Below are 13,064 nucleotides of genomic sequence, written 5' to 3'. Positions count from 1 at the left end.
CGAACGCATCCCGCGGCACAACCGTATGCCACCGGCTCGGGTCATGCGGCAGCCGAGGCGTCGGCCTTGCCGATTCTCCACCGAGCACTCGCCGGCCTCTTGCAGACACGCCACCGTCTGAACGCGTGGTGATTGGGTCGGACACGCCGGCCCCACCTGAGCGAAAGTCACCCTGGGAGAGACGCCCGGACTCACCCGCCCGCCCTGTGGGCGCCGGCGGCGGGCCTGCCGCCGGTAGTCCGCAGCCCGCCTGAAGGCACAAATCCCCGGATTCTCGAGCGGATACCGGACGAATAGCGGTCGTTCGGCTGTCTCGACTCAATGCTGCGCTCTGTACGAAGCGACAAAAAAACCCGCCCTTCCGTCACCGGAAGAGCGGGTCGATTCGGAATCAGTCCGACGGCGTCAGGCGCTGCTGCTGCCGCTGTCAGCGCTGTTGGCGGCACTCGTGCCGGCGCTGGTGGAGGCGGAACTACCGGTCTTGCGGGTCGTGCGCTTGCGCGCCGTACTGCCGCTGCCGGATTTGGACGAGGACGCAGTCGTCTTCGTCGTGCCCGACGCCTTGGCCGAAGAACCGGCCGACTTGGTCGTGCCGGACTTGCGCGTCGCCGCCATCTTGCGCGAGCCACTGGTCGAGCCGGCCTGCTTGGCCGTGCCCGTCGAGGTGGTCGACTTGCTGCTCGAGGCGCTGCTCGTGCCACTGCGCTTGGCCGTGGTCTTGCGGCTGGTACCGGCGGCCTTCTTCTTCGGCGCCGGCTTGCCCGACAGGCGGCCGAGCACGCTCTTGTAGCCGGTGCTGACGACGTCGGTCAGCTCGTTGCCGGTCCGTACCAGCAGGTCGATCGTGTCCTTGTAGGCCGACACGATCTGGTCCCGCCCGTTGGGCACATAGGCTTGGGGATTGTTGGCCACCTTGCGCATGCCGTCGCCACGCGCCTTGTCGAAGCTCGCCCGCGCCGCGGCGAAGACGTTCTTGGCCGCACCGATCTCGGTGTTGGCCAGCGTCTGCCCGTTGTTCACGACCACGCCGAACGCCTTGCGCTGCGCGTCCATGTACGCCTTGAAGGCGCCCTGATAGTTCTTGCCGGCCGTTTCGACCCGGCTGCGAACGTCCGAAACGATTTCCTGAATCTTCATGCTAGCCCTCTCACCACATCGGGTAGTTGTTCTTTGCTGCACCGCAGCAATAGCGATAATCTAGGACACGGTCGCGCCCATGTCAAACGCTTTCGGCCCTGTCAACCGCGTTGCTTCATCGCCAAAGACTGGATATATTTACAGCGTGTCCGAGCTGACCGACAAACAGCAGCGTGTGTTCGCGTTCATCCGCGACACCATCGCCGCGCGCCAGACGCCGCCGACGCGCGCCGAGATCGCGAGCGCGCTGGGGTTCGCCTCGGCCAACGCCGCCCAGAGCCACCTGCGCACACTCGAACGCAAGGGCGTGATCGAGCTCAACGCCGGGCGCAGCCGTGGCATTCGGGTGGTCGCACCCGCCGAGACAGCCGCGCCCGGCGTGTCGCTGGCGGTGATCGGCCGCGTGGCGGCCGGGGCGCCGCTGCTGGCCGTCGAACACGTCGAACGCCACTGCCGCGTCGATCCGGCGCTGTTCAGCGCCGCGCCGGACTATCTGCTGCGCGTGCAGGGCGACAGCATGACCGGCGCCGGCATTCTCGACGGCGACCTGCTGGCCGTGCAGGCCGGGGCCGAAGTCCGTCCGGGCCGCATTGGCGTCTTCCGCCGCGACGACGAGGTCACCGTCAAGCGCTTCGAACGCGACGGCACGGTCGCGCGTCTGGTGGCGGCGAATCCCGCGTACGAGGAGATCCGGGTGGATACCACGCGCGAAGCCCTGGCCTGCGAGGGCCTGGCGGTCGGCGTGATCCGCGCACTGGGCGGCTGACACTCGGCACCACAGACGTCGAGCCACCGGCGTGCGCCGGATATCGAAGCGACAGTGCCCGTGGGTAAGACTACGCTTCGTAAGGCGCGGCTCCGTCGAAAGGCGAATCGGGAGAATCCAGTCGTCGCCCGCGTCACGCGAGCGGTGAAAGCGACGGGCCGGGCAACACATCTACCGCACGGTAGGCAGGCCCACCCGGGCGGCACGCGATGTTCCCGGAAGCTACGGTCCAACGTGTGAAACGGCCATGGCGGCGGCGGCCCAGGCGGGGTCGCCCGCGTGACCGACAATCGCGTGAGCGGGCGCTCGCGTACCGGCGCGCTCCGAACACGGAACGGCCTGTCGCGCAAGACCGCCGCGCGCCGCGCGGCTCCACAATCAGTACGTCGATGGACGCTGCCACGCGAATAGCGCGCGTGTCTGCGCCCCGGCCGGCGGCCTGACGTCGGCCTATGAACCCGAGCGGGCGGCGCCGCCCGGCTGGGCCGCGCGCTGTTGCTGGCGACGCCCCGCCTCCGTGTCCGGGCCGGGCACGATCACGGCCTCGATGCGCCGGTTGGCCGCTCGCCCTTCGGCGGTGTCGTTCGAGGCGACCGGGCGCGTGTCGCCGAACCCGCGGGCGCCGATACGCCGCGCGGGTACGCCGTTGTCGACCAGGGCCCGGGCCACGGCCCGCGCACGCGCGGCCGAAAGCGCCAGATTGAAGGCACGGACCTTCTCCCCGCGTGTCGGCGCCTGTTCCTCGAGTTCCTCGTTGGCGCTCACGAACGCCTGCAGCGTACTGTCTGCCGGCGCCACGTTGTCGGTATGGCCGAAGACGGCGACGCCGTAGGATTCGTTGTCGCGCACGAGATCGGCGAGGCGGCGGACCACCTCGCGCGCGCCATCGGTCATGCGTGCGGTGCCGGTCTCGAAGGAGATACCGCCGAGCCGGTCCGGGACCACGCGCTGGCCGATCAGGCTGTCGCCGCTGCCGTCGACCGGCGCCGACTCGCGCTGACGCTGCTGCAGCCGATCCTCGACCTCGACGAGTTGTTCGAGATTGATCTCGCGAACGGCGGTGAAGCGCGCGATCTCGGCCAGACGCTGCGCGCGATGGGCCGCATTGGCGACCGCTGCGAGCGCGTCGGGGTCGCGCCTGCGCACGTCGGCGATCTCGTTCCAGCCGGATTCGGCCTCCGACAGCGCGGTCTCGGCCTGCGCCAGCGGCTCGCCGCCGTGGGTCTCGACCTGCGGCTGCTCGCGCGCCGCCTCGACCGCGTCGCGGGCTTCCGTCAGCGGCGTGAACGTCGGCGCGCCGCCGTCCGGGCTTCGCTCGACCGCGTCGGCCCAGGCGGCGTCCTGGCCCTGGACGCCGACGAGGGTGGACGCCGGGGGCACCGGATCGGTCCGGAACAGCGAACAGCCGGCCAGCAGCGGCAGGGCGGTGAGACCGGCGATCAACAGGCGATTCATGGCGCATCCTCCGGCCCGGTGCTGCGGTCCCCGGTGGCCGTCGCGCCCCCGAGATCCGCCCTGAGTTCGTCGAGCTTGGCCTGCACGGCCCGAGCCTGGGTCTGGGCGAGCGCCGAGCGTGCGTCCAGCGTTGCCGCATCAACCAGCTGCTCGACGCGAGCCCGTTCGGTGTCGTTGAGCGGGCGATCGTCACGAGCCGCGGTGAACAGAATGTCCCGGGCGGTGGCGATCCGTCGCCGCGAGGCATCCACGACCCGCGGCGCGAAGGTATCGGCCTCGGCGTCGCGCGCTTCGGCCAGAGCCTGCTCGGCGGGCGCCAGCACGCTCTCATCCGGCGCGCTCGGCATCGTGGCGCCGCCGCCCCGGCTCGCACACCCCGCGATCACCAGCAGCGCGACCAGCGCCACGACCAGACGGATCAAGCGACAACTCGAACTCGGACGACTCGCCTGCATGCGGCCTCTCCGTTGAATACAGCCCGCGGCCGCGAAGGGCGCGCCCGCAAAAGCCGGCAGTCTAACAGCGCCTCAGCGCCGACGAACAATCAGTCACCCGCGGCCTCGCGGGCGGCCACCAGCGCGCTCGGCCGGCCGACGTCGATCCAGCGCCCGGCGTGATACTGGCCGCTGGCCGTGCCGGCGGCCAGCGCCTGTCGTATGACCCGCACCAGCGGAAAACGTTGCGCCTCGACGGCGCGAAACAGCGCGGGCGCGTAGACGCCGATGCCGGCGTAGGTCCGTCGCGGCGGCGCATCCACCAGACGGCCGTGGGCATCCAGACCGAAATCGCCGTCGACGTGATGGGCGGGGTTGTCGACCAGCACGACATGCGCGCCCTCGCCCGCCACGCCGACGAGCCGGGCGTAATCGAAGTCGGTGAACACGTCGGCGCTGATCAGGGCGAACGGCGCCTCGCCGAGCATCGCCAGGGCGTTGCGCACGCCGCCGCCGGTGTCCAGCGCCCCGGGCTGCTCGACGCTGTAGCGGATGGGCAGGCCCTGGGCACGGCCGTCGCCGAGGGCGGCCCTGATCTGGTCGCCGCGGTAGGCGACGTTGATCACGACCTCGTCGAAGCCCGCCGCGGCGAGCGCGGCCAGATGGTGGCCGATCAGCGGCCGGCCGCCCACGGGCAGCAGCGGTTTGGGCGTATGATCGGTGAGCGGACGCAGACGCTCGCCGCGGCCGGCGGCCAGGATCATCGCCTTCATGCGTCCACCTTCCGCGCCAGCAGCGGCGCCAGCGGGGCGAGGGCCTCGAAGCGCTCGACCACCGGCATCAGATAGTCGACGAAGCGCGGCGTGTCGGCGAGATAACGCGGCTTGCCGTCGCGGTGGGCGATGCGCGCGAAGATACCGAGCACCTTGAGATGACGCTGGGCCCCCATCAGCGCCAGATCCCGCCGGAACGCCTCCCAGTCGTCGCCGACCGGCAGCCCGCGCCCGCGGGCGGCATCCCAGTAATGGCGCACCCAGCCGTCGATGCGCGCCTCTGGCCAGCTCACGAAGGCATCCCGGAACAGGCTGGCGACGTCGTAGGTGATCGGGCCGTGGCGGGCGTCCTGGAAATCCAGTATGCCGGGCAGCGGATGGCTGACCATGAGGTTGCGCGGCATGTAGTCCCGGTGCACGAACACGCGCGGCTGGGCGCAGACGTTGTCGAGGATGGCGCTGAAGGCGGCATCGATGTCGGCGTGCTCGACCGCGCTCGGCTCGTAGCGCAGATGACGCGCCAGATACCAGTCCCGGAACAGCTCCAGCTCCGCGGCGAGGGTGGCGCGGTCGTATTCCGGCAGCACCTCCGGCCGGCTGGCGACCTGCCAGTCGATGAGCGCGCCGATGGCCGCACCGAAGAGGGCATCCGCGGTGTCCTCGTCGAGCACGTCCAGAAAGGTCCGGTCGCCGAGATCGGTGAGCAGAAGGAAACCGCGCGCCGCGTCGTGGGCGAGCACGCGCGGCACGTTCAGGCCGGCTTCGGCCATCAGCCCGGCCACGTGCACGAAGGCGGCGTTGTCCTCGCGCTCCGGCGGCGCATCCATGGCGATGATCGTGGCCGGCTCGCCGTCGTCGGCGGCCACGCCGCGGAAATAGCGCCGGAAGCTCGCGTCGGCGGAGGCCACGCGCCATTCCAGAGTGCGGCCCAGCACCTCGCCGGCCCAGGCCTCGAGCGCGCGTCGGCGTGCGTCGTCAGGCCCGCTCATGCGCTAACACGGCGCGGCGCCGGGCTTTTGTACGTTGCCTCGCGATCCGCCCCGTGCGCATAATCGGTGCGGATATCGGGGGTTCGCTCGCGAACACAACCGCCGATCGCGGCGTGATGATGCGCGCGTGGCGTCCTGAGTCGTGCATTCAACTGGTTAGACATCCCGCCGTGATTCGTATCGATACTGGCTATTTCCGGCAGCCGCGGGTGTGGAGCACCCGCCTCGCCGTCGGCGCCTCGCTGGTCTGCACGGGCGCGCTGGCGCCACAGCCTAGCATCGCCGCGACGATGGGCTGCCCGGTGGCGCCGCCGCCGCTCGCCCTGCCGCAGCCGAGCGAGGATTCCACCCTCACCGCGGACCGGGCCAGTCTCGAGGAAGGCGTGGCCGAGGCCCGCGGCGAAGCCCGCCTGACGCGCAACGGCCAGGCGCTGGAAGCGCCCTACATGCGCTACGACCGCGACGCCGCGAACGCGATCGCGCGCGACGGGCTGCGCTACTACCGGCCCGGCTTCTATCTCACCGCCGACAGCGGCAACGTGCAGATTGACGACGAAACCGGCGAATTCAATCAGGCCACCTATGCCGTGATCGCCAACGGCGGCCGCGGCAGCGCGACCCGCGTGGAATCCCTCGGCGGTGGCAGCTACGAGCTGACCGACGCCGACTACACCACCTGCGCCGGCGAAACCAAAGCCTGGCAGCTCAGCGCGGAACGCATCGCGCTCGACCGCGCCAGCGGCCGCGGCGAGGCGTTCAATTCGGTGATGCGGATCTACGGCGTGCCCGTGCTCTACACGCCGTACCTGAACTTTCCGATCGACGACAAGCGCCACTCCGGCGTACTGCCGCCGACGATCGGCTCGTCGAGCGATTCCGGCTTCGAGCTGGCGGTGCCCTACTACTTCAACCTCGCGCCCAACTACGACGCGACACTGGTCCCGCGCGTGCTCGGCGATCGCGGCCTGCAACTCGGCGGCCAGCTCCGCTATCTGCACGAACACCACCGCGGCGAGTTCGCCGGCGAATACCTGCCCAGCGACAGCGAATACGGCGACGACCGCAGCCTGTTCCACTACGAGCACATCGGCCGCTTCAACGAACACTTCGGCATCGACGCCAACTACACCCGGGTCAGCGACGACCAGTACTTCGACGACCTGAGCAACGACCTCGCGGGCACCTCGACCTCGCAGCTCGAACGCGCGGTGCGGCTCACCTTCGCCGACACCGGGGTGCGCTTCAGTCTGCTGGCGCAGGACTTCCAGACCCTGGACGACATCAACGAGGACGAGGACGACTTCGATCGCGCCTTCGCCAACGACCCCTACACGCGCCTGCCCCAGGCCCGCCTGGAGATGCTCACGCCCACGGCCCCGTTCCGGGTCGGCTTCAACGGCGAATTCTCCAATTTCAAGCGCGACGACGACATCGACGCGCTGCGCACCGACGCCGAACCCCGGCTGCTGTGGGGCGTGGATCGCGGCGGCTGGTACGCCAACAGCGAGCTGTCGTACCGGATCACGCGCTACGACCTGCGCGGCTTCGACGACGCGCCGACGGTCGACGCCGCCGCCTACGAGGACGACGTCATCACCCGCGACATCCCCCAACTCCAGGCCGAATCGGGCCTGCGCCTGTCGCGGACCTTCGGCGACGGCTGGGTACAGACGCTCGAACCGCGGGCGCAGTATCTCTACACCGGCTACGAGGACCAGTCCGAGATTCCCGTGTTCGACTCGGGCATCGCGGACCTGCACTTCGACCGCCTGTTCGCCGACAACCGCTTCGTCGGCTCGGACCGTATCGGCGACGCCAACCAGCTCACACTCGGCGTGAGTTCGCGCTTCATCTCGCCGGAGGACGGCCGTACCGTGGCCAAGCTCGACTTCGGCCGCGTCACCGGTTTTCGCGATCTCGAGGTCAACATGCCCAGCAGCGGCGAGATCGGCTACGGCGACCGCGGCTCGGACTACGTCGCCGGCGTGGAACTGCGGCCGACGCGCAATCTGCGCGCCCAGACCACCGTCCAGTACGACCCGGACGACAGCCGCATCAACCGCGCCATCGCCTCGGCCAGCCTGTCGACGGACAGCGGCTATCAGCTGGACCTCGCCTACCGGCGCTATCGCGACTACCGCCCGCTGCGCGAAGTCAGCGGCAGCAACGGCCGCGAGGTCAACATCGTCCCCGGCCGCTACGAAAGCCTGGAACAGACCGCGGTCGGCCTGCGCGCGCCGGTCACCGACAACCTCGATGTGCTCGGGCGCTGGAACTATTCGCTCGAGCGCAGTCAGAACGTGGAGACGCTGGCGGGCTTCGAGTACCGGCCGTCCTGCTGCTGGGCCGGGCGCGTGGCCTGGCGGCGCTACGTCTCGGACGACGACGGCAGCTACGATTCGGCCATCATGTTCCAGTTCGTGCTCAACGGGCTGGGTCAGTTCGGCGACACGGTGCAGTCCTTCGTCGACGACGACGTCTACGCCGACGACGACACCGGCCGTCGCTCCAGCAGCAGTTTTGATACGATCCGCTTCCCATGAGATACCGCGCCACGCCCCACCGCACCCTGCTTGCGGCCTGCCTCGCCGTCGCCGCGACCACCGCCGGCGCACAGGGCGGCCCCTCGCTCGACGACTTCTCGCTATCACCGGGCCTGTCGTCCCCGTCGACGGGCGGCCGCACGGGGGGCGCGCAGACGCTCGACGAGATCGTCGCGGTCGTCGGTGACGGCGTCGTGCTCGAAAGCGAGCTCGACAACGCGGTCGCCCAGATCCGCGCCCGCGCCGGGCAGCGGGTCAATCAGGCGCCACCCAACGTCCTGCGCTCGCAAGTGCTCGATCGCATCATCCTGCAGCGCCTGCAGATGCAGCGCGCCGAACAGCGCGGCATTCAGGTCAGCGACGAGGAGATCGATCAGGGCATCGCCCGCATCGCACGGCAGAACAACATGGACATGGCGCAGTTCACGCGCGCGGTCGCCGGCGACGGCATGTCCATGCAACAGCTGCGTGAACAGGTCCGCAACGAGCTGATGATCTCCAAGCTGCGGCGCCAGGAAGTGATGTCGCAGGTCGTGGTCACCGACGCCGACGTCGATCGGTATCTGGAGAACCAGTCGCTGCGCGAGGCCGAGAATCGCAGCTATCGGCTGCGCCGCCTGCTGATCTCCGTCGCGCCGGACGCCGACGACGCAGCGCTGTCCGCAGCCCGCGAACGCATCGATCGCCTGCGCACGCGCATCGTCGACGAGGGCGCGGACTTCGCCAGCGTCGCGGCCAGCCAGTCGCAGGGCGAGTACGCCGCCGATGGCGGCGACATGGGCTGGATTGCCGGCGATGCCCTGCCCGAGGCGCTCACCGATGTCGTGCCCGGCCTGCAGCGAGGTGAGATCAGCGACGTGTTCCGCGGTCCGGACGGCTTTCAGATCGTACGGCTGGAGGCGCGTCGCGGCGGCGCCAGCGCACCCGCCGAGCAGCGGGTCATGGTCGACGAGGTCAAGGCCCGCCACATCCTGCTCCGGCCCAACGAGATCCGCGACGACGAGCGCACCCGCGAACTCGCACGCCAGCTGCGCGAGCGCCTTGAGGCCGGCGCCGACTTCGCCGCGCTCGCCCGCGACTACTCCGACGACAGCGCCACCGCCAGCCAGGGCGGCGACATGGGCTGGGTGCAGCCGCAGCGTCTGCCGGGCGCGAGCCGCGCGCAGCTGGCCGACCTGGAGGCCGGCGAAGTCAGCCGCATCTTCCAGACCGGCAACGGCTACGAGATCGTGAAGGTCGAGGACCGCCGCCAGCGCGACCAGACCCGCGAGGCCGTCCGCGCGGAGGCCCGGCAGGCGCTCGGCGAACAGAAGTCGGAAGAGGAAGGCCAGCTCTGGCTGCGCAAGCTGCGCGACGAGGCCTACGTCGACATCCGCATGCCGGGCTATCAATCGACGCCGACCGCCGGCGGCGGCTAGAACGGCGACGGGAGCGGCCATGGGCGCGCTGCGCCTCGCACTGACCCCGGGCGAGCCGGCGGGCATCGGCCCGGATCTGGCCGTGCGCCTCGCGCAGACGCGCCAGGCCTGCGAACTCGTCGCCGTGGGCGATCCGGAGATGCTCGCCGCACGCGCCCGCCTGCTCGACCTGCCGCTGACGCTCGAGCCCGTCGACTACGCTCGAGCGCCCTTGCCGGCACCGGCCGGCGTCCTGCGCGTCGACGCCGTGGCCTGCCCGGCCGCACCGACGCCCGGCCGCACCGATCCCGCCAACGCCCGCTACGTGCTCGACACGCTCGACCGCGCCGTGGAGCGCTGCCGCGACGGCCAGTGCGCCGCACTCGTGACCGGACCGGTGCACAAGGCGGTGATCAACGCCGCCGGCATCGACTTTTCCGGCCACACCGGCTATCTGGCCGAGCGCTGCGGCGCCGACGAGCCGGTGATGATGCTCGCCACCGACGACGGCGCCCTGCGCGTCGCGCTGGTCACGGTCCACATCCCGCTGTCCGCCGTGCCGGCGGCCGTGACCGCGGAACGCCTCGGCCACGTGCTGCGGGTCACCGCGCAGGAACTGACCACCCGCTTCGGCATCGCCCGGCCCCGGCTGCTGGTCGCCGGCCTGAACCCGCATGCGGGCGAGGACGGCTATCTCGGGCGCGAGGAGATCGACACCATCGCGCCGGTCATCGCCGCCGAGCGCGCGCGCGGGCTGGACCTCGTCGGCCCGCTGCCGGCGGATACGCTGTTCACGCCGCATCGGCTGGCCGACGCGGACGCGGTAGTGGCGCTGTATCACGACCAGGGCCTGCCGGTGATCAAGCATCTGGGCTTCGGCCGCACCGTCAACATCAGCCTCGGCCTGCCGATCGTGCGCACCTCGGTCGACCACGGCACCGCGCTCGATCTCGCGGGAACGGGCGCCGTCGACACCGGCAGCCTGCGGGCGGCCATTGCCACCGCCCTGCACATGGCCCGCGCGGGCAGCCATGGCCCGTAAGCGCTTCGGCCAGCATTTCCTGCACGAACGCGGGGTGATCGAGCGCATCGTCCGCCTGCTCGACCCCGCCGCCGACGACCGGCTGGTCGAGATCGGCCCCGGTGAAGGCGCCCTCACCCGGCCGCTGCTCGAACGCGTGAACGCCCTGAGCGTGATCGAGATCGACCGCGAACTGGCCGCCGGCTGGCGCGAGACCGCTGCCGGCGACCCGCGCCTGAACGTGATCGAGGCCGACGCCCTGAGCGTGGACTACGCCGCGCTCGCGGCCCGGCGCGGCGGCGCGCTGCGGCTGGTGGGCAACCTGCCCTACAACATCTCCTCGCCGCTGCTGTTCGCGCTGCTGGGCGGCGACGCGCCGATCGTCGACATGCACTTCATGCTGCAGAAGGAGGTCGTCGACCGCATGGTCGCCGCCCCCGGCAGCCGCGATTACGGCCGCCTGAGCGTCACCCTGGCCGCCCGCGCCCGTGCCGAGCATCTGTTCGATGTCGGTCCGGGGGCCTTCCGACCGCCGCCGAAGGTGATGTCGGCCGTGGTCCGGATCACCCCGCGCAGCCCCGATTTCACAATCGACGACCCGGCCCGCTTCGACCGCGTGGTCACCGCGGCCTTCGGCCAGCGCCGCAAGACGCTGCGCAATGCGCTGCGCGGCGAGCTCGAGGCCGAGACGATCGCCGCCTGCGGCATCGACCCGGCCGAACGAGCCGAGCGTCTCTCAGCGGCGGACTTCGCCGCGCTCGCCCGGGCTGCGGCCGAGCGCTACTGACGCCGCGCCCGGACCGTCGCCGTCACGGGTCGGCGACGCATGCGCACGTCCGCAGGCCACGCGCCCGCCGCTCGCTCGATCGGGCCGCTGAGGCCCCGCCGCAGGGCTCGGCGGTGTCACCGGCATCGAACCGCCCAAGCGCCCGCGCATCGGACTACCAAAACCGATCGGCCGCACCGGCTGATCACCGCAGGCGATGCAGCGGACGACCGACCTGGATTGCCGCGCCCGCCGCGCGCACGCGGCTTCGGGATTGACGGGCACGGCGTGCGGGCACGACACGGGCGACGCGCCGCCGTGAACGCGGTGCACGGCAACCCGCCAAAAGCGTGGGCTGGCCCGGGCCGCGGCCATCGTCCGCCTCGGGGCCAACCTGTGACCGGCGCGGGACGCGCCACGCTGATCCCGGCGCCGCCGGCCAACACCTCATGCAAGCCCGCGCCCAGCGCTGTTCCTCGGCAACACGAGGCTCGGCGCGAGCGGCACCGTGCACTACCTAAGCGTGCTCCCATGCCGGATCGCCTCACCCGGCCCATGTCACGGGCACCTGGCCCGTGACCCCCATGAGCAACTCACCATGACCGCGCAGCGGCGTTGCACGTCCGGCTCACGGCTCACGGCTCACGGCTCACGGCTCGTGGCTCGTGGCTCGTAGCTCGTGGCTCGTGGCTCGTGGCTCGTGGCTCGTGGCTCGTCAAAGACGATGTGCGGTCTTCAGCGCAAAACTGGTCCGACCTCGTGCCAGCCAGGCTGCGAATGGCCCTAGATGTGTAAACCCACCACATTGTTCACGGATAGCTGCAATCGGCTGATCGGTGGTTTGTGCTTGATGCTGGCATGGGGTCGATGCCAGTTGTAGTCGTGGAGCCAGTACGGCAGATAGGCCGCGCGCTCGTCGGCGTTCTGATACACATGGGCATACGCCCACTCATGTAGCGCCGTCTGGATCCACCGCTCGGCCTTGCCGTTGGTGCGTGGCCGGTACGGCCATGTGCGCTTGTGCTTGAGCCCGAGTCGACGACAGGCCTTGGCAAAGCGCCAGGATCGATAACAGGCCCCATTGTCGGTCAGCACCGCCTTAAAGCGCACGCCCAGTTGCCGGTAGTAACGTAACGCGGCCATCAGCGCCCGAACCGCGCTGGCGCCGGTCTCGTCCGGCCAGATCGTGGCATGGGCCACCCGGCTGTGGTCATCGATGGCCATATGGACATAGTCCCACCCAGCGCCACGCGATTTATGACGCCGATCGCCCGTCACGCGGTGGCCGGGGCGCACGAAGCGATTCACTGCCTTGATATCCAGGTGCAGCAGGTCGCCCGGGGCCGCGTGCTCATATCGTCGTACCGGCCGTGACGGCTCAAGCGCCGACAACCGATTCAAGCCGGCGCGTTGGAGCACCCGCGCAACGGTCGCGCGCGGCACGCCGGTCTGGCGTACGATCGCACGATAAATCAGACGTTGTCGGCGCAAACGGATCACGCGCGCTCGCTGCGCGGTTGAGATCTGGTGCGGACATCGATGGGGCCGACAACTTCGATCCGACAAGCCGGCCCAGCCTTCGCTTTGATAGCGATTCAGCCATTTGTAGACGGTGCGCGGGCTCACCGCCATGGCCTGGGCGACATCGATGGGCCTTTGCCCTTGTTCGATGACACGACGAACCAACACCTGTCGACTGTGAACGGTGAGTCGCGCATTCTTGTGCGTGTTCATCCGGGTCGCTCCTTCGTCTGACGGATTTCAGCACCCATCAGCTTCAGGG

The 13,064-nt window shown here is 70.2% G+C and carries 11 protein-coding genes; 5 read left to right on the top strand and 6 right to left on the bottom strand.

What is annotated here, in order from left to right; all coding sequences use genetic code 11:
* Positions 1-405 precede the first annotated feature (405 nt).
* The gene (locus SAOR_RS02640; RefSeq protein WP_123630095.1) at positions 406-1,137 is read right to left on the bottom strand and encodes a hypothetical protein; all 732 of its coding nucleotides are present in this window, start codon (positions 1,135-1,137) and stop codon (positions 406-408) included.
* Between the two features lie 145 nt (positions 1,138-1,282).
* Here SAOR_RS02640 and lexA point away from each other — a divergent pair, with 145 nt between their 5' ends.
* Positions 1,283-1,903 carry a transcriptional repressor LexA gene (gene lexA / locus SAOR_RS02635; RefSeq protein WP_221179852.1) on the top strand — a complete coding sequence of 207 codons (621 nt, stop codon included), beginning with the start codon at positions 1,283-1,285 and terminating at the stop codon, positions 1,901-1,903.
* A 450-nt stretch (positions 1,904-2,353) separates the two neighbouring features.
* Here lexA and SAOR_RS02630 read toward each other — a convergent pair whose 3' ends face one another.
* The 4 genes from SAOR_RS02630 to SAOR_RS02615 all read right to left on the bottom strand — a co-directional run bounded on the left by SAOR_RS02630 (position 2,354) and on the right by SAOR_RS02615 (position 5,554).
* Entirely contained in the window at positions 2,354-3,358 is a 1,005-nt protein-coding gene (locus SAOR_RS02630; protein WP_123630093.1) for an OmpA family protein, read from the bottom strand.
* Positions 3,355-3,780, bottom strand: a complete 426-nt coding sequence (locus tag SAOR_RS02625) for a DUF4398 domain-containing protein (protein WP_123592308.1) — start codon at positions 3,778-3,780, stop codon at positions 3,355-3,357. The genes SAOR_RS02630 and SAOR_RS02625 overlap by 4 nt, the downstream gene beginning before the upstream one ends.
* A 122-nt stretch (positions 3,781-3,902) precedes the next feature.
* On the bottom strand, positions 3,903-4,565 hold the full coding sequence (gene murU, locus SAOR_RS02620) for an N-acetylmuramate alpha-1-phosphate uridylyltransferase MurU (RefSeq protein ID WP_123630091.1): 663 nt from the start codon (positions 4,563-4,565) through the stop codon (positions 3,903-3,905).
* On the bottom strand, positions 4,562-5,554 hold the full coding sequence (locus tag SAOR_RS02615) for an aminoglycoside phosphotransferase family protein (protein ID WP_123592310.1): 993 nt from the start codon (positions 5,552-5,554) through the stop codon (positions 4,562-4,564). The genes murU and SAOR_RS02615 overlap by 4 nt, the downstream gene beginning before the upstream one ends.
* 170 nt (positions 5,555-5,724) lie before the next feature.
* On the opposite strand from SAOR_RS02615, the gene SAOR_RS02610 reads away from it, so the two are divergent.
* Genes SAOR_RS02610 through rsmA form a run of 4 tightly spaced genes read left to right on the top strand, consistent with a single transcriptional unit; the run spans position 5,725 to position 11,302 of the window.
* Positions 5,725-8,097 carry an LPS-assembly protein LptD gene (locus SAOR_RS02610; RefSeq protein WP_123630090.1) on the top strand — a complete coding sequence of 791 codons (2,373 nt, stop codon included), beginning with the start codon at positions 5,725-5,727 and terminating at the stop codon, positions 8,095-8,097.
* Positions 8,094-9,515: a peptidylprolyl isomerase gene (locus SAOR_RS02605; RefSeq protein ID WP_123630089.1), complete on the top strand. Its 1,422-nt coding sequence runs from the start codon at positions 8,094-8,096 to the stop codon at positions 9,513-9,515. The genes SAOR_RS02610 and SAOR_RS02605 overlap by 4 nt, the downstream gene beginning before the upstream one ends.
* 19 nt (positions 9,516-9,534) lie before the next feature.
* Positions 9,535-10,536: a 4-hydroxythreonine-4-phosphate dehydrogenase PdxA gene (pdxA, locus tag SAOR_RS02600; protein ID WP_123630088.1), complete on the top strand. Its 1,002-nt coding sequence runs from the start codon at positions 9,535-9,537 to the stop codon at positions 10,534-10,536.
* Positions 10,526-11,302: a 16S rRNA (adenine(1518)-N(6)/adenine(1519)-N(6))-dimethyltransferase RsmA gene (rsmA, locus tag SAOR_RS02595; RefSeq protein WP_123630087.1), complete on the top strand. Its 777-nt coding sequence runs from the start codon at positions 10,526-10,528 to the stop codon at positions 11,300-11,302. The genes pdxA and rsmA overlap by 11 nt, the downstream gene beginning before the upstream one ends.
* Before the next feature lie 762 nt (positions 11,303-12,064).
* Here the strand turns inward: rsmA and SAOR_RS02590 are convergent.
* Entirely contained in the window at positions 12,065-13,015 is a 951-nt protein-coding gene (locus SAOR_RS02590) for an IS481 family transposase (protein WP_123630086.1), read from the bottom strand.
* Between the last annotated feature and the right edge of the window lie 49 nt (positions 13,016-13,064).

The organism is Salinisphaera orenii subsp. orenii MK-B5 (assembly GCF_003788635.1).
Taxonomy (GTDB): domain Bacteria; phylum Pseudomonadota; class Gammaproteobacteria; order Nevskiales; family Salinisphaeraceae; genus Salinisphaera; species Salinisphaera orenii.
The sequence above is the reverse complement of the archived record's forward strand: the minus strand, read 5'-3'. Positions and strand labels throughout refer to the sequence as shown.